General features: G+C 55.1%; 23 protein-coding genes and 1 tRNA gene. 7 read left to right on the forward strand and 17 right to left on the reverse strand.

All coding sequences use genetic code 11. The features are described 5' to 3' along the window. From KOE80_RS12270 to KOE80_RS12285, 4 genes are all read right to left on the reverse strand, one after another. Positions 1-1,113 (reverse strand): MFS transporter (locus KOE80_RS12270; protein WP_226349224.1); only part of this gene is annotated, 1,113 nt, incomplete at its 3' end. A gap of 152 nt (positions 1,114-1,265) precedes the next feature. Continuing rightward, positions 1,266-1,344 (reverse strand) — tRNA-Ile (locus KOE80_RS12275). Between the two features lie 930 nt (positions 1,345-2,274). Then, a complete protein-coding gene (locus KOE80_RS12280) occupies positions 2,275-2,538 on the reverse strand; it encodes a Txe/YoeB family addiction module toxin (RefSeq protein ID WP_009459444.1) in 264 nt (87 codons plus the stop codon). Next, on the reverse strand, positions 2,531-2,785 hold the full coding sequence (locus KOE80_RS12285; RefSeq protein WP_226349225.1) for a type II toxin-antitoxin system Phd/YefM family antitoxin: 255 nt from the start codon (positions 2,783-2,785) through the stop codon (positions 2,531-2,533). Before KOE80_RS12285 ends, KOE80_RS12280 begins: the two co-directional genes overlap by 8 nt. A 190-nt stretch (positions 2,786-2,975) precedes the next feature. On the opposite strand from KOE80_RS12285, the gene KOE80_RS12290 reads away from it, so the two are divergent. Further along, positions 2,976-3,245, forward strand: coding sequence for a hypothetical protein (locus KOE80_RS12290; protein WP_226349226.1), 270 nt, complete (start codon positions 2,976-2,978; stop codon positions 3,243-3,245). A gap of 127 nt (positions 3,246-3,372) precedes the next feature. On the opposite strand, the gene KOE80_RS12295 is transcribed toward KOE80_RS12290, so the two are convergent. Continuing rightward, entirely contained in the window at positions 3,373-3,903 is a 531-nt protein-coding gene (locus KOE80_RS12295; RefSeq protein ID WP_226349227.1) for an AAA family ATPase, read from the reverse strand. 282 nt (positions 3,904-4,185) lie between these two features. Between KOE80_RS12295 and KOE80_RS12300 the strand changes: the two genes are divergently transcribed. Continuing rightward, positions 4,186-4,551: a YgiW/YdeI family stress tolerance OB fold protein gene (locus tag KOE80_RS12300; RefSeq protein WP_226349228.1), complete on the forward strand. Its 366-nt coding sequence runs from the start codon at positions 4,186-4,188 to the stop codon at positions 4,549-4,551. A gap of 118 nt (positions 4,552-4,669) precedes the next feature. Next, positions 4,670-5,014 (forward strand): DMT family protein, encoded by a 345-nt coding sequence (locus KOE80_RS12305; RefSeq protein ID WP_021446759.1) that lies wholly within the window; start codon positions 4,670-4,672, stop codon positions 5,012-5,014. Positions 5,015-5,457: 443 nt separating this feature from the next. On the opposite strand, the gene KOE80_RS12310 is transcribed toward KOE80_RS12305, so the two are convergent. After that, entirely contained in the window at positions 5,458-6,273 is an 816-nt protein-coding gene (locus tag KOE80_RS12310; RefSeq protein WP_226349229.1) for an META and DUF4377 domain-containing protein, read from the reverse strand. A gap of 108 nt (positions 6,274-6,381) precedes the next feature. Beyond that, positions 6,382-7,089 (reverse strand): tellurite resistance TerB family protein, encoded by a 708-nt coding sequence (locus tag KOE80_RS12315; RefSeq protein WP_226349230.1) that lies wholly within the window; start codon positions 7,087-7,089, stop codon positions 6,382-6,384. A 210-nt stretch (positions 7,090-7,299) separates the two neighbouring features. Between KOE80_RS12315 and KOE80_RS12320 the strand changes: the two genes are divergently transcribed. Further along, entirely contained in the window at positions 7,300-8,451 is a 1,152-nt protein-coding gene (locus tag KOE80_RS12320; RefSeq protein ID WP_045931631.1) for an ABC transporter substrate-binding protein, read from the forward strand. 87 nt (positions 8,452-8,538) lie between these two features. Here the strand turns inward: KOE80_RS12320 and KOE80_RS12325 are convergent, their stop codons facing one another. The 4 genes from KOE80_RS12325 to KOE80_RS12340 all read right to left on the reverse strand — a co-directional run bounded on the left by KOE80_RS12325 (position 8,539) and on the right by KOE80_RS12340 (position 11,788). Further along, positions 8,539-8,805 carry a DUF3892 domain-containing protein gene (locus KOE80_RS12325; RefSeq protein ID WP_223254016.1) on the reverse strand — a complete coding sequence of 89 codons (267 nt, stop codon included), beginning with the start codon at positions 8,803-8,805 and terminating at the stop codon, positions 8,539-8,541. A gap of 87 nt (positions 8,806-8,892) precedes the next feature. Then, positions 8,893-9,579, reverse strand: a complete 687-nt coding sequence (locus tag KOE80_RS12330) for a 3'-5' exonuclease (protein WP_226349231.1) — start codon at positions 9,577-9,579, stop codon at positions 8,893-8,895. Between the two features lie 313 nt (positions 9,580-9,892). Continuing rightward, complete coding sequence (locus KOE80_RS12335; RefSeq protein ID WP_226349232.1) at positions 9,893-11,341, reverse strand: GGDEF domain-containing protein; 1,449 nt, start codon at positions 11,339-11,341, stop codon at positions 9,893-9,895. A gap of 180 nt (positions 11,342-11,521) precedes the next feature. Beyond that, a complete protein-coding gene (locus tag KOE80_RS12340) occupies positions 11,522-11,788 on the reverse strand; it encodes a hypothetical protein (RefSeq protein ID WP_226349233.1) in 267 nt (88 codons plus the stop codon). A gap of 544 nt (positions 11,789-12,332) precedes the next feature. On the opposite strand from KOE80_RS12340, the gene KOE80_RS12345 reads away from it, so the two are divergent. Then, on the forward strand, positions 12,333-13,202 hold the full coding sequence (locus KOE80_RS12345; RefSeq protein WP_226349234.1) for an MOSC domain-containing protein: 870 nt from the start codon (positions 12,333-12,335) through the stop codon (positions 13,200-13,202). Between the two features lie 18 nt (positions 13,203-13,220). Here the strand turns inward: KOE80_RS12345 and KOE80_RS12350 are convergent, their stop codons facing one another. Next, positions 13,221-13,682 carry an Lrp/AsnC family transcriptional regulator gene (locus tag KOE80_RS12350; protein WP_009455584.1) on the reverse strand — a complete coding sequence of 154 codons (462 nt, stop codon included), beginning with the start codon at positions 13,680-13,682 and terminating at the stop codon, positions 13,221-13,223. Between the two features lie 146 nt (positions 13,683-13,828). Here KOE80_RS12350 and metC point away from each other — a divergent pair, with 146 nt between their 5' ends. Next, positions 13,829-15,052: a cystathionine beta-lyase gene (metC, locus tag KOE80_RS12355; protein WP_226349235.1), complete on the forward strand. Its 1,224-nt coding sequence runs from the start codon at positions 13,829-13,831 to the stop codon at positions 15,050-15,052. Here the strand turns inward: metC and KOE80_RS12360 are convergent. The 4 genes from KOE80_RS12360 to KOE80_RS12375 all read right to left on the reverse strand — a co-directional run bounded on the left by KOE80_RS12360 (position 15,032) and on the right by KOE80_RS12375 (position 17,104). After that, positions 15,032-15,505 (reverse strand): hypothetical protein, encoded by a 474-nt coding sequence (locus KOE80_RS12360; RefSeq protein WP_009455589.1) that lies wholly within the window; start codon positions 15,503-15,505, stop codon positions 15,032-15,034. The two genes, metC and KOE80_RS12360, sit on opposite strands and share 21 nt — an antisense overlap. A 157-nt stretch (positions 15,506-15,662) precedes the next feature. Then, the gene (locus KOE80_RS12365; protein ID WP_035268238.1) at positions 15,663-16,076 is read right to left on the reverse strand and encodes an NUDIX hydrolase; all 414 of its coding nucleotides are present in this window, start codon (positions 16,074-16,076) and stop codon (positions 15,663-15,665) included. A gap of 45 nt (positions 16,077-16,121) precedes the next feature. After that, positions 16,122-16,511, reverse strand: a complete 390-nt coding sequence (locus KOE80_RS12370; RefSeq protein ID WP_203144884.1) for a YbaN family protein — start codon at positions 16,509-16,511, stop codon at positions 16,122-16,124. A 2-nt stretch (positions 16,512-16,513) separates the two neighbouring features. Continuing rightward, on the reverse strand, positions 16,514-17,104 hold the full coding sequence (locus KOE80_RS12375; protein WP_226349236.1) for a peroxidase-related enzyme: 591 nt from the start codon (positions 17,102-17,104) through the stop codon (positions 16,514-16,516). 177 nt (positions 17,105-17,281) lie between these two features. Here KOE80_RS12375 and argG point away from each other — a divergent pair, with 177 nt between their 5' ends. Then, a complete protein-coding gene (gene argG, locus KOE80_RS12380; protein ID WP_035268236.1) occupies positions 17,282-18,616 on the forward strand; it encodes an argininosuccinate synthase in 1,335 nt (444 codons plus the stop codon). A 253-nt stretch (positions 18,617-18,869) separates the two neighbouring features. On the opposite strand, the gene KOE80_RS12385 is transcribed toward argG, so the two are convergent. After that, positions 18,870-19,703: a phosphodiesterase gene (locus KOE80_RS12385; protein ID WP_226349237.1), complete on the reverse strand. Its 834-nt coding sequence runs from the start codon at positions 19,701-19,703 to the stop codon at positions 18,870-18,872. Positions 19,704-19,709: the final 6 nt, after the last annotated feature.

The raw sequence follows: 19,709 nt of genomic DNA on the forward strand, positions 1-19,709 counted from the left end.
GGCCAACAGCACGGACAGTGCTGCCAACAAGGCCGCTGCGACTGGCAGGGACGCCACAGAAAACCGATTCAATATGAATCCCCCAAAGGCGGTTCCCACTCCGACACCAATATGCATGGCAGAGAAATTTAAACTGATGCCGGCATGGGAGGACTCGCTGTCAGTACGTATCAAAAAGCTTTGTACAACCGGAGAAATCATCCAGCTGATACAGCACCAGAGGAGCAACATGAGGCTGCCCAGCCAAAGCAGATGATTCAGCAAGAAAGGCAAGGAGAGCAGGGCCCCGAGATAAAGAGTCGGGACAAGCTTCAAGGCGAGGGCTGCAGGTAAACGATCCGCTAGACGCCCACCTGCATAGCCCCCCAGGACACCCGCCAGGCCCATTATGCCGAAGGCGTAGGCGGATCCCTCTGGCGCTAGCGCTTCAACATCCAGTAAATAAGGCAGCAGGTACGCAAATAGTGCAAAGTGGCCCGCGATCATCAATACCGATACGCCTTGGGCGGCCAGCAAACGCCTATTGGCCAAATGCCGACGGTATGAAAGCTGCATCTTTGTGTCTGGCTCGCTTGTCGGGATATAGCGCCAGGACAGCAGCAGAACCACAAATGCGACAGCGGCCAGCATGCTAAATACGCTGCGCCAGCCGCTCCATTGGCCCAGCATCATGCCTATTGGCACCCCCAGTACGAGTGAGCCGCTGATTCCCATAAAAATAAGGCCGATGGCACGGCCCCGCAACGAAGCGGGAACCTGTTTTGTGATGAGGGTAGTGGCAAGTACACAGACCACGGCACTGGCGCACGCCATGATCATTCTTGCCAGAAACAACAGCGTGAAGGACGGGTTGAGGGCGGCCAGGACATTGCCAAAGACGAACAGCGCCAAGGCACTCAAGTACAGGGGACGAGGGCGTATCTGATGCCCCAATAAAGGTACGCAGGGGGCCATCAAGGCAAAGCTCAGGGAAAAAACCGCTGTTAACTGGCCAGCCAGGGCTACGGAGACGTGCAAGCCGGATGCCACATCCAGTACCAGGCCGACAATGATATTTTCTGCTGTTCCCGTGACGAAAGTAGCCAGGGCAAACAGGAAGACGCGGGGATCCATGCTCTTTTTCCTCTGGACGTGATGACCACGCCAGAACACACCGACGTGGTTAAACCAGGCGATCGGGTTTCGAGGCAGAGCTTCGGTTATCCCTGAATGAATAAAAGCCGCAGATTGTGCGGCTTTGAGATACAGGTGCAGCTTGAAATGGATGGTGCCCCCCCCGTGAGTCGAACACGGCACCAACGGATTATGAGTCCGCTGCTCTAACCAAGCATGAGCTAGAGGGGCAACAAGTCCGCAATTATTACATAAAGTCCGTGTTTATGCCTAGCGACGCTGCGCTCGGAGCAAGAGATTGGGGCCTGCGGGAAGCGAACCGTATTTGCTCGCGATTGGTAGCACCTTGTTGTGTATCCTTGGAGCACAATGAGCGCGTCTAAAACCCAGAGAATAATGATGAAAACACTTATTTTGGCTATGACCATGACAGCTATTCTTTCCGCCTGTGCCGTCCATACTCCCAGGGGTTCGGTCATTGTGGATCCAGACGGGCACGGCGGATATGGTCAGCGTCACTGTCCACCCGGACAGGCTAAAAAGGGCAATTGCTAAGCAAGCCCTTCAGGCGGCATTCTTATTTGCGTTGATAGCGTTTGCTACCTGTGCTGGTTTCACAATAACGTCCTCCGCGTGGGCCCGTGCAATAGGTGCCACTGGAGCAGGAGCAAGCGCTACCAGAGCGCAGCGCTTGGGGAGCAGGCTGCGAACTTCGTCCCGCGGTGCCGGTGTACGCAGGACAAGATCGCTTGCTGTCACTGGCAGAACCGTCACGGCATACAAAAACCTCCCCCTCGCAATGGGAAATACCGCCTTTCTTGCCTGAGCAGGGGGTGTTTCTTGCCTGAGTACTGAGAGGAAGCAATGCCATGATCAGGCACAGTAACAAGCATTTCATTGTTGTCTCGCTTGTCAGGGATGAGCTTGAGCCCCTGATGGTCTTGCCATAAAAAGAGCATTGAAAAATAATAGTTTTTTATGCTCTGCTATAGCTGAAATTTTATTTTGGATGTTGTCATGCGAATCTTAATGCTTGTTCCCACCTTTTGCATGAAGCGTTTGCGTGGAGTGGTAGCGTGACAATCCCAGGAGAGCTAGCTAATTACCTCGGATTTCAGAGAGCCGTGTTCGACTCCTGGGGGGGCACCAGAATCCGGATTCTCAATAATGGTAACGGCAAGAAATAATCGTGATGCTTGCCTTGTCTACGGCATAGACCAGGCGATTCGTGTCATCAATGCGTCTTGACCAGAAACCGGACAGATTCTCTTTGAGCGCTTCAGGCTTGCCTATGCCATCGAACGGCGCACGTCGTACTTCTTCTATCAGTCTGTTGATACGCTTCAAGGTCTTGCGGTCCTGACCTTGCCAGTACACATAGTCAATCCAGGCAGCGTCGGTCCAGCACAGAAGTCGGTCAGTCATCGCTCAGCTCGCGCGGCATGGCTTTGCCGGCACGATACTGTTCGATAGAACGGCTCAGGTGTTCCGCATTGGCGGGGGAGCGCAGCAGGTGCACGGTTTCCATCAGGCTGTTGTAGTAATCGAGTGACATGACCACCGCATCCTCAGCATCACGACGCGTAATGATGGTGGTGTCGGCGTCATCCACTACGCCATCCAGTACCGCTTTCAAACTGTTGCGCGCTTCTGAAAACGAGATGATTTTCATGGCAAGCTCACTTGTTCAATTTACCGTACAAGTTTAATGAAAATAATATGACTTGTACAGGTTAGGGTACAGGTTCAAATTCCTTGTCATGGGAGGAGACGGACGCATGCAGGGAGATGAGGCCCGCCCCGGTTATCCCTATCCCACTCTGCTATAAAGGACGTTTCGCCCCTTCTTTTCAGGTACTTCCATGCGAATCTTCTTGATGCTTGTCCCCGCCTTATTGCTAGCCGCTTGCCAAACTACGGCACCCCCCGAGACAGTGGGCAGCGAAGCGTGGCTGGAAAAGGTGGATCGCCAGTTGGCTGTTTCTGATGGGCAAGGGCACGGTCCCGACTACGGCTCGCAGGAGTGGTGCAAAGTGGTCCATATCCGTTTGTATGGTCAGCACCCGGCACAGCCTGTACCTTGCGATCAGGCCTGGATGGAGACGGTCGATCAGGAAATGAAAAAGCGTTAAGTAGGGGAGGGGGCAGATTGTTTTGAGCAGCCGATTTATTCTCAAAGCATAGATGATATAGCGTAGTAACTATGTTGAGCACAGACCACTGTGTTCCCTTGAAGTTATGATGAGTGCCTTTAATTTCTCATCGTTCCAGGCCTTCACTCTGATAAAACTGCTTCAGTTCGCGGGGACTGCCTAGTCTGACTTTAGTCAAGGTGCTTGCTTCAAAAATGCTTAAGTACTTATGGCGATTGGGCGGAGTGACGATGGCAATATGGCGGATCATTTGCCATTTCACGCTGTCTTTACTCCCTTCCAGGGCACCACGACGGTTGCGCTCAAACAGGGTGCGTCGAAAGTAGCGCAGCAGGCTGGTAGCGGTGGAGACCTCTAGCACGATAAAGCCTGTAGCGTGCTCCAGGCGTGGGGCCAAGTGACGTGTGTAGTTACCTTCCATCACCCATTGCTCCTGTGCTATAGCGGCCTGATGCAGCGCGATAAAGTCTGCTTCGGGGCGGGGCACCCAGTTAGTGTGGGGCAGATGGTAGAGCTGATCCAGGTGCACGGCCGGGATGGCCAGTTTGCGTTCGATAGCGTCAGCCAGGGTGGATTTCCCGCTATTGGACGGGCCAAGAATGCAGATGCGAGGGCCTAGTTTCTCAAGAAGGGGCATGGAGCAGGTGTAGTGCTGGTTTGTTGAGGCAGCAGGTGGCGGAGACGGAGCAGGGGCGAAGAGAGTCTATCACTGCCTCACCATGGTCGGGCAGGCCAGGCAGGATCTTGGCTGCGAGGTGCCGCAATGGGTACATCGTGATGGCGGCAGCCGTGGATAGTAAACGCGCGTCATGATGTCGCGTCTGGTAACAAGGCGAGCCCCACAGCGCGGTTCTCATAAGGACACTGATGATATCTGCTGTTATGGTGGAACTTCAAGCCATGAACAAAGGGAGTCTTTATGTCCAGTTACCTCAAGTTGCGCTCGGCCGTGGCGCTGGCTTTGTCTTCGGCTGTATTGTCGTTTCCCGCCCAAGCCCAATATACGGGGCCTTCAGAGATTGCTCAGATCACGGTCGCGGAGATTTTAAAGAACCCGGTCGATGATCAGGATGTACGGATGCAGGGACATCTTCTGCGTCAAACCGCGCACGACAAGTTTGTGTTTTCTGATGGCACCGGCGAGATCGTGGCGGAGATCAAGGCCAAGCATTTTGCGGGTCAGACTTTGGATGAGAAAACCAAGGTGGAGCTGATTGGCGAGGTGGATACCAGTCTTAAACGGCCCCCCGAAATCGAGGTGGACTTCCTGAAGATTGTGGAGTGAGGCAAGTCGCTTGATACTCCGCCTTTCTGCTGCCTGATTATCCCCATAGGCGTTGATTCAATGTGACGCTACACTGGCCGGGTCGCGGCGCAGGCCGCTTTTTATCCCCGTGTCCAGAATGGCTAAGATCCTCCCCATCTTGATGTTGGTCGTCTCCAATGTGTTCATGACCATTGCCTGGTATGGGCACCTGAAGTATCCCAATAGCCCTTTGCTGAAAGTCGTGCTGATCAGCTGGGGGATCGCCCTGGTGGAGTATTGTCTGGCGGTGCCGGCCAATCGTTTGGGGCATACCGTCTACAGTGCTGCACAGTTAAAGACCATGCAGGAAGTCATTACCTTGCTGGTGTTTGTGGTGTTCTCGGTGCTGTATCTGAAAGAGAGCTTTACGCTTAACCATCTGCTTGGCTTTACGCTGATTGGGGCCGGTGCATTTTTTATATTTTATGGGCCGCTGAAATAAGGTCAGCCTCATCACGGTTTATTCCGTTCAAGCGCTAGCGCCTACGACAGGAATTAATAAAAAGCCCGGTGTGACATCAATGCGATCCGCCGGGCTATTTTTTGTCTTGAGAGCATGTGCAGGCACAAAAAAAAAGCCTCGCATGTCGCAAGGCCTGAAGCCGGATAAATAGGGAGGTGAAAAATGTTATCCGGTATTTCCATACTACGGATGGGCAGGCCTGCTGACTAGGTTCAAAGCATAGCAGTGAGTAACTATTTGTGGCTTCGAACCTGCTGTTTCTTATGGAGTTTTACTTATCTGAAACAGGGTGGCTTGCTGCCTGAATCAGATAAAAAACATCCCTGAAACAAATATCCCCAAGGCCGGAAAGAACTCCAACCTTGGGGGCGTTTGATCAGGCCGTCTTTATAGATAGTGCTTAGACGAGCTTGCCGCCTGGCTTAGTTGCCGACTTGCTCAGACTCCACCACCATGTCCAGCACATCGGCCTTGGACGAAGCGTCTGCAGGCACGTTCTTCAGCTCGTAGCGGTTGATACGCAGCACGTTACGAACCCCTGGTGTGTGGGTGTAACCCTCGATGTCACCGTAGTAGTACATCCATTCGCCCGTGTGGGTTTTGAGGCCGGAGTCGTTGTACTGGATTTCACGTACTTTCAGGCACTGGTAGTTGGGCATCAACGGGTGCGAACACGCTTCGCGCTGAGCAGCCACTTCCAGGAATACGCGCGTTGGTTCGCTGCCGTAACGGGTAGTGGCGGTAGGCTCACCCTTCAGGCGCCATTTACTTCCATCCTTGAAGTTCAGGGTCAGGACAGGAGCTGGATTGTCCGGAGAGGAATCAGCCTTGGCCATGCTCCAGTCCGTTGCGGTAGGCAAGAGTTTGCCCACGGCTTGTTCGTTGCGCATCAACTCGGGGTCCGAGCACATTTTCATGGTGCTGACAGGCGAGGTGAAGGTGATTTTGGAGCCCTTGACGGTGTAGCCACTCCCCAGGACGTTACACAGATTGTCGACCGACATCATGGTATCGGTGAAATTCAGGGTGACTTGCTCGCCGCCAGCGCCTGGAATGGCGGGGGCTGGCTGGCCGTCTTTGCCGGTCGTGGCAAACAGACGCCAGTGATAAGCCTGCAGGGAAATTTCTTTATCCATCTGGCGCTCGGAAGTTGTGTTGCTATTGTTGCCAGGAGCCGCACAAGCGGCCAAACCCATTAAGGCCAGTGAACCAATCGTCAACTTGAAGGTGTTTTTCATGGGTGGTTTCCTTGATGAGTCAAAGGGCTGTTTCGAGGGTTTAGCCCAGAGGTGAAAAGAAAAGCAATCAGAGCCAGGGCATTCTCGTGGAATGGCCCCGCTGCAGATTTACGCTTGCTGTAAAGCTTGTACTTGATTATCCAGACTTTTACGCAAAGAGTCTGGCAAGGATAGTAAACGTGCCAGCTCATCCAGGTAGGCACGTTCCATATAGCTTTGCTCGTCAATGGCAAGCACGCTGGTCAAGTAGATTTCGGCGGCCATCTCGGGTGTTTGCGCCAGTTGGGCGACGGCTTGTGGATCAACAGGCTTGAGCAGCTCCTGGGACAACCAGTGCCGTGCCTGTTCAGGGGCAGCCATTTTATTGATCTCGGCGTCGATCAGTTCACGTTCGGCATCGCCGATGTGGCCATCAGCCTTGGCGGCAGAGACCAGAGCGGCCAGGATGACCATGGCGTGAGTGTCGGCCTGGCTGCTGGCGGCCAAAGGCAATGGGGCGGGTGGAACGGCTTGCACTGGAGTGGGGGCCGCTTGTTGGCCCGCATTTTGTTCCTGCCAGTTTTGGTAGACCTTGATGGCCAAGGCGCCCAGGGCAGCGGCTCCACCATAGGCGGCCATGGAGCCTCCCATTTTGCGGAACTTCTTGTTGCCCAGCAGGACGCCCAGAACGCCGCCTACCACGGCACCGCCGCCAAAACCGCCTGCTTGTTCACTGATTTTTTTACCCAGGCCGGAAGTGTTCAACTGACCTTGGCCTTGTTTCAGTGCGCTATGGCCGCTTTGCAGAATTTGTTGCAACATTTGCTGAAGTGACATGGATTCGCTCTATCAAGGGTAAACAGTAGCTTCGTTATAAACTACTTTATTGGGCTCGCCCGCGTACAATTGTAAGCAGACCTGCCGGAGAAAATCGCCTGAAAAGGCGTGTGTGGCATGGGGAATTGGGTATCTTATGTCCAGATCAATCCATATAGGCGCGGCTGCGCTGATATCAAGGGGGGAAGGGCTTAATCAGCTCTGCATATTATGAAATTGACTCGAACTGCTTTTGCTTTGTCCGTTGTTCTGGCTGCCTTGGCCACACCGGCCCAATCACAAGTCAAAATTGGTGTGATCGCCTCGGCCACCGGGCCAACCGCGGTGGTTGGCTTGCCACAGCGCAATACGGTGCCCCTCTTGCCGACCAAGGTCGGAGATCTGACGGTTGAATACGTCTCCATGGACGACGCCAGTGATCCGAACCAGACAGTAACGCTGTTCAAGAAAATGATTTCCGAGGACAAGATCGATGCCTTGATCGGGCCTACCGGCTCGCCCAACGCCATGGGTTTGATCCAGTTTGCGGCTGACTCGGGTACACCCGTACTGGCCCCGGTGGGCGCAGCGTCCGTCGTGCTGCCCATGACCGAGCAAAAGAAATGGATCTTTAAAACTACCCAGAATGACGACATTATTGCTCAGGCCCTGGTCAAGCATATGGTCGACAATGGTGTGAAAACGGCCGGTTTCCTGGGCTTTAACGATGCTTACGGCGAGAGCTGGTTGAGCGTGTTCAAGGAGCTGGCGGACGCGAACAATATCAAGATTGTGGCCACGGAACGCTATGTGCGTTCGGATACATCGGTAACGGGTCAGGCTCTGAAGATTTACGCTGCCAAACCGGACGTGGTTCTGGTGGCCGGTACAGGCGCTGCTGCCGTCTTGCCGCAAGTGACTTTGGTTAAGCAAGGTTACAAAGGGCAAATCTATCAAACGCACGGTGCCGCCTTGCCCGCCTTCTTGAGTCTGGGCGGCGAGCAGGTTGAAGGTACTATTCTGGCCGCCAGCCTGATGCTGGTTTTGCCGGAAATTGAAGACAGCAACCCTGCCAAGCCGATCGCTCAGGATTACATTCAGCGCTACACCGAGCGTTATGGTCAGGCTCCTGCCACCTTTGGCGCCAACGTGTATGACGCAGGCCTGTTGCTGGAAAAGGCCATTCCTGAGGCGGCCAGCAAGGCCAAGCCGGGTACGCCCGAGTTCCGTTCAGCTTTGCGTGACGCTCTGGAGCAAACACGTGATCTGGTGGCGACCCAAGGTGTTTACACCATGTCGCCCGAGGACCATAGCGGTTTTGACGAGCGCGGTCGTGAATTGATTACCGTGCGTAACGGGCAGTGGCACTTGCTCAAACCCTAAGCGGGCTTTAAGGCAGGCATGAAAAACGCGGCTTCAAGCCGCGTTTTTTGTGCTCCCTGGCAGGGAGTGGAGGGAAGGCCGGGCGGTTCAGGCAGCCTGGCTGGGAAGGCTGAGCAAAATATGAGGCTCTTCAACTTCAAGCTCAGTTTTCAGGTACTTGGCACCAAAACGGCTGAGCGCCACGATCAGTTTGGCGGGAATGCCATCCAGAAGAATGTAGTAATCTTCCTGGCCCTGCTCAATTTGCTGGACAACATCCGGTTGAGAGCGTTGCCAGCCTGCACCTCCAAGATGGGTAATTCGTTCGTAAGGGTCCCGACGCATATCTTTCGTGACGTATGCAACCTCGATCATTTGCCACCTCATGAAGTTCTTGTTGGGACCTTCATCATTGAGCATAAGGTGGCAGACAGCCATTAGGGATTTTACGAACCTTGAGGTTTAGACCTTCAAAGCCTTGATCAGATAGGGGTCCAGGTCCGGCTGGCGCAGCAGCCAGTTCTTGTAGTCCTGTGGAACATCGGCAATGGCCATGCCCTTGTGTTTGCCAAAATGCAAAACGGTGGGAATGCGGGCGTGCTCGGACAACTGCCACAGCTGTTCCCAGGTGTTGATGTTTTGCTTCAGACCCAGCAGATACTGCAGGAGTGACAGGCAATTGCGCACGTCGGCTAGCGCGCTGTGTGCATTGCGCAGGCGCTCTCGCGCGTTGGCGCGGTCAATGTGATAAATCAGGGCGGACTGGCTGTAGCTGTCCAGGCCTGGAATCAAGTGGCGTGACAGGGCCAGGGTGCAGATACGCTTGATATTGGGAGAGCCGGCCACGCCCCAGTCATAGTCCACATTGTGGCCAATGATGTATTGGGTATCGGCGGGCAGCTGAAATTCGGTATGCGAGGGGCAGTCCTGCAGCTCTTCGTCATAGATGTGATGCGTGGCCAAGGCACCCAGCGTATTGGCTTCATCAGGTCGGTAGCGTTGCTCAAATTCTTCATTGACCAGCAAGAAGACCGGGTCGCTCAAACGCAACCAGGCCGCCTCGATGACTTGAGGTTTGGCAGTGCCGGTGGTTTCAGTATCAAACAGCAGGGCAGACATACGGGAATCGCTAACAGAGAAAGCTGTCATGGTAGTGCATGTGCCTGCCTTTGCCTATACGGGCTTGAGGCGAAACCCCTCGGGAACGCCCCAGCGATTGGTGCGCAGCAGCCAGTGAGTCTGGCAGCTCAGGCAGCGGTACTGGGTTTCGTGGGCGCCGTCGGCGGAGGGCGGGTGTTGTCCCAGTAAACGCAAATCGGCATGCGCTTGGCTAGTACTTATACCCTGTGGCAAGGTCAAACATGCCTGGCACAAAGGTGAGCCATAAACTGACGCCATATCAGCACTCCCTGATGTTTTGTTTCGTATTGAAACATCAGTATCGGTTTGCTTACGGATAGCGTCAAGTCCCCGTCTTGGGCGTAGGGAAATGATAGGAATAACTTTGGTCCCGGCCCGCGCGTTTTGCCTCGTACAAGGCCGTATCGGCCTGGCGCAGCAAGGCGTGCACATCCAGGGTGGAGGGTTCCAGAGTGGCCACTCCCAAGCTGGCAGTCATGGTCAGCTGCTGCTCGTTGTCTAGGGAAAAGGGCAGCAGGGAAATGCTTTTACGGACCCGCTCAGCGACAGCATGGGCCTGCTGCGCACTGCAATCAGGCAATAAGATCCCAAATTCCTCGCCGCCCAGTCGGCCGCATACATCGGTATCGCGCAAAGCCAGTGAAATACGCTGGGTGATGGCACTCAAGGCCAGGTCACCGACATGGTGGCCGTGGGTGTCGTTAATGGGTTTGAAGTGGTCTATGTCCAGAACGATGACGCTGACGGGAACTTGTTTCAGACGGCATTGAGTCAGTATGGCCTGGCTTTGCTGATAAAAAGCCTGTTTGTTGAGCAGGCCGGTCAGGGCATCGTGGTGGGCAAGCCGCTGCAGCTTTTCAACCGCCAGATTGCGGGCCGACATCAGGCTAGCACTGGTGATTGAAGCCAGAGCAATGGAGGCAATGCCGATGCGCAGCGACAGCAGGTCCAGCGAGGTATGGAGCTGGCTGGGCAGGAAGTAGATGGGCTGGCTCAAGGCAAACAGCGTCCAGAGCACGTAGAACAGAGTCAACAAGGTGGTGGAAAAGAGCGAGTAGCTCAAGGCGCACCACAATAAAGGCAGGACGGGGAAGGCCAGAGAGCCCGGGCCATCAATCAGCAGGCTCAGCAAGCTGATCAAGAACAAGGACAGCGCGGGCGCCAGCTGGGACAGGCTCATCAGGTGCGGCTCGTTCCAGTATTCCAGAAAGCGGCGCCACGGGCGGGCGGGGGCGGTCAGGATAACGGGCAGGATGGCCGTATAGGAGATCAAGCCCGTCAGCACCCAAGACAGGATAGCCAGGGGCAGATCTTGACTGGTATGCAGATAAAGGGCAAAACCGCCCAGCAAGGCCGATAACACACAGGCCAAGCCATAGTAGGCTGCCAGCGTCAGCATGGCTTGAGGGCGACGCAGGGACAGGTCCAGCAAAGGATTGCGGGTGATCAGCCAATACGCCAGACTGACGCCGCTGACGTTGGCCACGGTCAGGAGCAGGGCAATGGACAGCGGGTTATGGGCCAGCAGCTCGGCACAGAAGTAGGCCAGTGTAATGATCAGCCAGTTCAGTTTTTGGCTGGCCCAGTCAGGACGGCGGATAAACAGGCCCAGAAGCACAGCTTCGGCAGGCCAGAAAATAGTTAGCGCATCGTAATGGCGCAGCTTGGTACCCAGCAGGGTCAGAAGCAGGACCAGGCTGAACAGAAAAAAACGGGAGAGATAGGAAGAGCGCCGCGGCGGGCGCAAGCAGAATGCCTGCTTTGGTTTCATATCCGTTGCCATAGGAGCGCACGCTCAACGTGGACGCTTTACAGCGTCGGATAAGTTTTAGGCCGCCACTATTTTAGGATGAAAGCAATAATGTTTATTACAAATTGTAATTAACTATTATTAAATGAAATTAATACGGGGGCTGCATTGCGCTCCCCGTATCAATCAGGTGGCAAAGCTTCAGTTCAGAGCGGGCATGAAGTGGCGTGGGGCCACATGATGCACGTCCTGCAGGCGGAAACGGAAACGCACGTTGGCGTCCTGGTTCTGCGCATCTGCCGTATAGGTGGTGCAGCCGTGTACAGGCGAGCTGAAAATCACGGTACCCGCCATGCGAGGGCCGTTCTTGGGTTGCAAGTAAACGGTATCGCCAATGCGAATATCGGTCTTGTTCAAGGCAATATGCTCAGGGCGCGATACCAAACCGGTTGGATAGATATTTTTCATAATTTTTTTCCTTATCGTGTGGCGTCATTACATCGTTTTTTTATTGAGATTTGATGACACCATGATGGATCGGTCTCCACACGGAGGCCAAGCCATTGCTATTTCAATGTAGAGCCGCGCTGGTCGAACAAATGTCAGGCAGACGTGCTCTGTGGCAGCATGGACAGCGCCTTATTCGTTTGCCAAGCAAATGGACGGAGCGAGTCCGCTACGATGCAAAAAATAAGTCTGGATGTGGCTGTCGTCGCCGTGGTGAATGAATACCCGCATGTTTGGGGACATGCCAGAAGGTCAAAGGGACCTGTTTTGCGTGAGTACATTCAAAAAAATGTTGATCGCACTTTCTTGATGTAATGGTATGTTGGTGCAATCAATCAACTATTAACTCATAGCTTTGCGCTGTTGTCAAGTATTGGTGCGAAATAGATTTTCAGAGTCGATGTTTCTGATCCACTTCTTTGCAATCAGTCTCCAAAGCAGGGGCAGGCAGGCGCTCAGGCTGTTTTAGAATAGGTCCCTTAACTTGCCTTTTCTGTTGCGACTCATGATTACCATCACTGGCCTTTTTACCCATCCCATCAAATCCTGTGCCGCCCAGGCCCATCCACAGGGCGTGGAGGTCAGCGTTGCGGGCCTGGCCTTTGACCGAGAGTGGGTTGTTGTTGACCAACAGGGCGTATTCATGACGCAGCGTCGCTGGCCGCGCATGGCCTTGATTCAGCCAGTGGTGCAGGACGGGCAGATTACTGTGCAAGCGCCTGGTATGGATCCTTTGTCCTGGTCTCTGGATGCCCCGGCAGGGGATAACGTCGCTGTGTCCGTGCGTATCTGGAGTTCAGATACCTTGGGCCGGGACGAGGGCGATCAGGTCGCGCAATGGTTTAGCGACTTTTTGCAGACTCCTTGCCGGGTGTTGCGTAACCATATCCGTGCAAGGCGTTATGTATTGACCGAACGTGTGCGTCCCTGGGAAGAAAAGTCCCAGGGCTGGCGTCAGATTGGTGATCAGATCAACGGTTTTGGTTTTGCAGATGCGCTGCCTTTTCTGTTTACCAATGAGGCGTCCCTGGAAGAGCTGAACCGCCTGGTGCAACAGTCAGGTGAGCAGGCCGTGCCCATGAATCGTTTCCGCGCGAATGTGGTTTTTGAGGGCTTGCCCGCGTATGAAGAGGACTATGTGCTGGGTGTCAGCAGTGAAGGCTTGAGCTTTGCTTTTATCCGCCCCTGTACTCGTTGCCCTATGCCCAATGTGAATCAGCTGACAGCGGATGTGGGTACCCAACCCGGCCTGGCCTTGGCACAAAGCCGTCAGTTCCCGCAAGGGACCTTGTTTGGCATGCAGGCCATGCTGGTTGAATCCAAACCTCAGAGACTGAGTATCGGCCAGACGCTGGATGTGGAATACAGCTTTTAAGCCCTGAACCACACTGGATCAGGCGTAGTCCAGGGGCAGACGGGTCGTGAACTTGATCTGCTCCATGGCGAAACTGGAGCTGACGTCGGTCAGCTCTATTTCCGAGATCAGGCGCTGGTAAACACGGTCAAAGCTTTTGATGTCAGGCACAACCACGCGCAGCAAATAGTCGGTATCGCCGCTCATGCGATAGAACTCCACAATTTGCGGGATCGCCTCCACCACGGCCGAAAACTGGCTGTACCACTGTTTGTTGTGCTGATTGGTCTTGATGGCCACAAACACCGTCACCCCTACATTCAGCTTTTCAGAGCTGAGCAAAGCCACCCGTTTTTCGATATAGCCTTCCTGCTCCAGGCGTTGTATGCGTCGCCAGCAGGGTGTGCTGGACAAACCCACCCGATCGGCAATTTCCTGAATGGCCAAGGTGGCATCGTTTTGGAGGATCTCCAGAATGTGCTTGTCGAATTTATCCAGCATAAAAATAATTTCCCAATAATCTTGCTGATTGTAGGTTTTTATTCTCCGAATTCTGCCTACAGTAGCGTGAAAACGCAATAATTGCCCTTGGGCTCTTGCGTAGACTGTTTCCATTCATCTCTAGCGATCAGGATCAGGAAAACAGCATGCAGGACTGCAATTATCAACATACCCGTTTGACCCATGTAGGACGGGACACCAGCGTGTCGGCTGGTTTTGTGAATGTACCCGTTTGTCGCGGCTCCACGATCCTGGCCGACAATCTGGAGCAATGGGCGCAGCGCAAGGAGCCTGACAATCCCTACGCCTCTTATGGCCGTTTCACCAATCCCACCTTGCAGGCCTTGACGCAGGCCGTGGCCGAGCTGGAAGGCGGTTTTCAGGCCAGCTTGTTTCCCTCTGGATTGGCGGCCTGTACTCATGCCTTGTTGGGCATGTTGGAAGTTGGAGATCATTTGCTGATACCGGATTCAGTCTATGGACCGGTACGCGCGTTTGCCCAGCAGGTGCTGGCCAGCCGCATGGGTATTCAGGTGCAGTTCTATGAGCCGTCTTTGGGTGAGGGCATGGCCAGCCTGATTCGTCCCAATACCAAGGTGGTGTACGTAGAGTCGCCCGGTTCGGCCACTTTCGAGATTCAGGATATTCCTGCGATTGCTCGCTGCGCACATGCGGTGGGGGCGTATGTGCTCTTGGACAATACCTGGGCTACTCCCTTGTTCTTCCAGCCCTTCGAGCATGGTGTAGACGTATCCATTCAGGCGGCCACCAAGTATCTGACCGGGCATTCCGATGCCTTGCTGGGAATTGCCACCGCGAATGAGCGCGCCTGGCCGTTGCTGCGTCGTGCTGCACATGATTTTGGTCAGACAGCCGGTCCTGACGATGCCTTTTTGGCGCTGCGCGGCATGCGTACTTTAGGTGTGCGCTTGCGTCAGCACCAAGCCAGTGCTTTGCAGATTGCCCGTTTTCTGGAGAATCATCCGCAGGTTCAGCGGGTGTTGCATCCGGCATTGGAATCGCATCCCGGTCATGCCATCTGGAAGCGGGATTTCACCGGCTCTACCGGCTTGTTTGGCCTTGTGCTGGAACCCTTGAGCGAAGCGCAGTTATCTTGCTTTTTCAAGACCTTGCGCCTGTTTGGCATCGGTCTGTCCTGGGGGGGCTTCGAGAGTCTGGCTCTACCCATGGATATGCCCAAACGCAATGGGAAAGCCTTGTTCGGGGAAGGGCAGTTATTGCGTTTGCATGTGGGGTTGGAAGAGCCCCAGCACTTGCAGCAAGACCTGGAACAGGCTTTGGACGCGGCTTATTCGCTCAACACGCCCAGAAGCACTAGTGGGCTGCGTTTAGTTGCCCAGCAGGCTTAACTGCTGGTTTTCCTGCCTGGCGATCAGGCGACGCGTCTGTTCTTCACTGATGTCCAGGCTGGGATCATCCAAAGAAGGTTGAGCGGGGCTGGAGATGCTTTCTGCAATCCGGTTCCAGCGCAGTCCCAGTTTGCTGGGCTTGGCCGGGCGACGACGGCTGCGCGGGGCGGTTTCGTGCTGGTCAGGCGAGTACTGGGTCAGATCAAACTGGCCTGTGACGATCCCGACTTGCTTGAGCAGAACCATGGCCTGCAAGGGGCTCTTGAAACTGCGCGGATCTTTGCTGCGGGCGGTAACCAGCACGGCCTGACCGGCACGCGTGGCCACTTGTACAAAAAAATGATTGCCTTGTCCTTTGATGGACACACCTAAAATCCCCCCGGCTTGCGTGGCGGCACGCAGCTGCTGCAGGGTAAAGGTGACGATTGCGCCTTGACAGGGCAAAGAGGACATAAATTAGCGCTCAATAAAGAAAGCCCGCCGTTGCGGGCTGGTCGGGCAAATAGCTGCGTCCCCAAAGAGGGGACTCAAGGGCGACATTATGCCAAAAAATAGGCGGTTCGTGGCTTGGACGGCACAAGACGGAAGGACGTCTTGTGCAAGCTGCAGCTCAGGCGGCGGCCTGGGCGCACAGGCGCGGCAGAATGTGATTAGCCAGCAAGGGGGCTAGCGTCAGCGAACGGATTTCTTGCGGGCTGACCCAGCGTGCTTCTTCCAGCTCGGCGGCGGCCTGGATTTCCCGGTTTACCGTCAAGGTGAAAACGTGGGCATGAACCACGTGGCCAGGTTCATTGGCGGCGGGGCTTTCAAAGTATGCTTCATAGCGGGCCGAGGCGGTTTCTTCCGCTGTCAGGCCCAGCTCTTCGTCCAGTTCGCGTTGCAGGGCTTGCAAGGGCGTTTCACCTGCTTCCAGCTTGCCGCCTGCCTGCATGTAATAGGCGCTGCCACGTTTGCGGACCAGGAGAATTTGGCCTTCAGAGTTGGTGATGTAGGCGGCAGCCAGCAAGATAACAGGATTGGACATGGTGTTTCAAACAAAAAGGGTCAAGCCAGGATCGGTTCAAGCAGGCTATTTTTGCATAGGCTCGGAAGGGGTGTCATCCAGGGTTTTGGCACGCAGCAAATAGCGGGTGGCGAAAATGCCTGGAATCAAGAGTCCGAGTCGATACCAGCCCAGGTGACTGGTCAGCCAGGCCGAGACGGCCAGCGACAGCCACAACATGATCAGCGCCCGGCGTTTGGCCTGGCGGGTCAAGCCCTGGCCGTTCTCCCAATTGCGCAGGTATGGGCCCAGATGGCGTTGATCCAGCAGCCATTGATGAAAGCGGGGGGAGCTACGGGAAAAGCACCACGCGGCCAATAGTACAAATGGTGTGGTAGGCAGCAAGGGTAAAACAGCGCCGGCAATCGCCAGCGCCACACAAATCCACCCGGCAAACAACAGGGCGTAACGCATCATGTTTAGCGGGGAACGCGTCCCAGCATGTAGAACTCGTCATTGCAGCGCATGGACATGAAGTTGGCCATGCGGTTGCTCAGGCCAAAAAAGGCACTGATACCGGCAATATCCCAGGCGTCCTCGTCGCTGAAACCGTGCTCGTGCAGGGCCTGGAAGTCGGCGTCTTCAATCTCCTGAGCGTTTTGCGAGACTTTCATGGCAAAGCTCAGCATGGCTTTTTGGCGTGCCGGAATATCGGCCTTGCGCCAGTTCACGGCAACCTGGTCTGCCACCAGCGGATTCTTGGCGCGGATGCGCAAGATGGCACCGTGGGCAATCACGCAGTAATGACACTGATTGGCGGCGGAGGTCGCCACCACAATCATTTCCCGGTCTGCATGGCTCAAACCACTGGGCTTTTCCATCAGCGCGTCGTGATAGGCAAAAAAAGCGCGGAATTCGTCAGGACGGTGGGCCAGAGCCAGAAACACATTCGGAACAAAACCGGATTTTTCCTGCACGGCTTCAATTCGACTGCGAATATCCTCGGGCATTTCGGCCAGCGTGGGGACGGGATAACGGCTGATAGCGGGTTGAGCGTGGGTCTCGGGCATGGCTTGTCTCCAGGTAAAAATGGATGTTCTAGTTCATCGAGTAATTAAATCCAGCTACGCAAAGGTGTCCAGGGTCGGTCAAGACGATATAATGACATATTGATCCTGCCGCGGGCAGGGCTCTACCAGAGAGCCTTACGGGCGGAACTGTACTTGCACACCACTACTGACGCGATAATGACAACCATCCTTGAATCTCTTCCAGTCGGCCAGAAGGTCGGCATTGCCTTTTCCGGTGGCCTGGACACCAGCGCTGCACTTTTGTGGATGCGCAACAAGGGCGCGATCCCTTACGCATACACCGCGAACCTGGGTCAGCCTGACGAACCCGATTACGATGCGATTCCCCGCAAGGCCAAGGAATACGGTGCCACGCTGGCCCGTCTGGTGGACTGCCGTCAGCAACTGGTGGCTGAAGGGATTGCCGCCTTGCAGTGCAACGCCTTTCACATCACCACCGGTGGCGTAACCTACTTCAACACCACGCCTATTGGCCGTGCTGTTACCGGCACCATGCTGGTTGCCGCCATGAAAGAAGACGACGTCCATATCTGGGGCGACGGCAGCACCTACAAGGGCAATGACATCGAGCGTTTCTACCGCTACGGTTTGTTGACCAACCCTGAACTGAAGATTTACAAGCCTTGGCTGGACCAGACCTTCATTGACGAGCTGGGCGGCCGCGCCGAGATGTCCGAGTACATGCAGGAAAACGGCTTCGACTACAAGATGTCGGCCGAAAAAGCCTACTCCACCGACTCCAACATGCTGGGTGCCACGCACGAAGCCAAGGATCTGGAGTACCTGAACGCCGGTATCAATATCGTCAAGCCCATCATGGGCGTGGCTTTCTGGCGTGACGATGTGGCCGTGGCTGCTGAAGAAGTGCGTGTGCGCTTTGAAGAAGGTCAGCCTGTCGCCCTGAACGGCGTGGAATTCTCCGACCCTGTGGAACTGATGCTGGAAGCCAACCGCATCGGTGGCCGTCATGGTCTGGGCATGAGCGATCAGATCGAAAACCGCATCATCGAAGCCAAGAGCCGTGGCATTTACGAAGCCCCCGGCATGGCCTTGCTGCACATTGCTTACGAGCGTTTGGTCACCGGCATCCACAACGAAGACACCATCGAACAGTACCGCATCAATGGTTTGCGTCTGGGCCGTCTGCTGTACCAAGGCCGCTGGTTTGACCCACAAGCCATCATGCTGCGTGAAACCGCCCAGCGCTGGGTGGCTCGTGCCGTAACTGGCGAAGTGACACTGGAACTGCGCCGCGGTAACGACTACTCCATTCTGGACACCGTCTCGCCTAACCTGACTTACAAGGCCGAGCGTCTGAGCATGGAAAAAGTGGACAGCATGTTCTCGCCACGCGACCGTATCGGTCAGTTGACCATGCGTAACCTGGACATCGTGGACACCCGCGACAAGCTGTTCACCTACACCCAGGCTGGCTTGTTGGCTCCTGCCGCTGGTTCGGCTGTACCTCAGCTGAAAGACAGCAAGAAGTAAGACATGGCTTGCAGATCGGCGTGGCTCTGGGCAGCCCTCTTGATCTGAAGCAGCAGTATCAAAACACCCCAATATCGGTTGAATCCGATATTGGGGTGTTTTTTTATGGGATGGGCCTAGCGTTCTTGAACGGCTTTGCTTAATGCTGTCAGCGTTTGCTACTGCCTTGAGCTAGCAAAGAGGGACCTATAGTCAACTTGGTTTGACGAGACCATCAAGGCCAAGCAGCAGTTGGTGTACGCCGTGCATCCAATCAGTCGATCAGTTTCCCGCTTGGCTCATGGAAGGCGAAGGGGCCGTCGAATTGGCCGACGGTGGCAGTATGGGTCACGATCTGGCCAAGGCCGTCCAGCGCATGAACGGCATAGCCGGGTGGTTCCAGTGTCCAGGCCGATGCTGCATTTTCAGCCAGATCCAGACAGACTTGATGCGCCACCGATGGGGCGGTGCTGGCAATCGTGCCGCCAAAACGGATCTGGATATTGCGATGCAAATGCCCGCTGATCACACGTTCGATATTGCTGTGCCGGCGCACAATCGCTTCCAGTTGTTCCGCTCCTTGCAGCAGGCCTATCTTGTCCATGTGACCGATCAAGGTGTTGAAAGGAGGGTGATGCAGGGCAATGACGGTGGGGCGCTCAGGCTGTTGGGCCAACTCGGTACTTAACCAGTCCAACTGCTCCTGATCCAGACTACCCGCGCTGGCTCCCGATACCGCACTGTCCAGGGCCAGCAGTCTTAGCTCTCCAATATCCACGCTGTAGCAAACGGGCCCGGCCTTACCCAGATAGGTATGTTCGGGAAAGCTCTCGCGCAGTTGCTGGCGGTCATCATGGTTGCCCGGCAACAAATACACCGGGATGGAGCCCAGCGGTGCCAGCAAGCGGCGCAAGTGCGCATATTCCTGTGGTCGACCAAAGTCGGTCAGATCGCCCGTCAACACCAGGGCATCCGGTTTCTGTGGCAGGGCTAGAGCGTGGTCGATGGCGTCCTGCAGATAGGGTGCGGTATTCAGACGGCCATAAGCCAGCCGACCTTCTTCCCGAATATGCGGGTCCGTCATTTGAATCAGTAATGTTTTCAGCATCGTTAT

It is taken from the genome of Alcaligenes sp. 13f, from assembly GCF_020496585.1.
Classification (GTDB): domain Bacteria; phylum Pseudomonadota; class Gammaproteobacteria; order Burkholderiales; family Burkholderiaceae_B; genus Alcaligenes; species Alcaligenes phenolicus.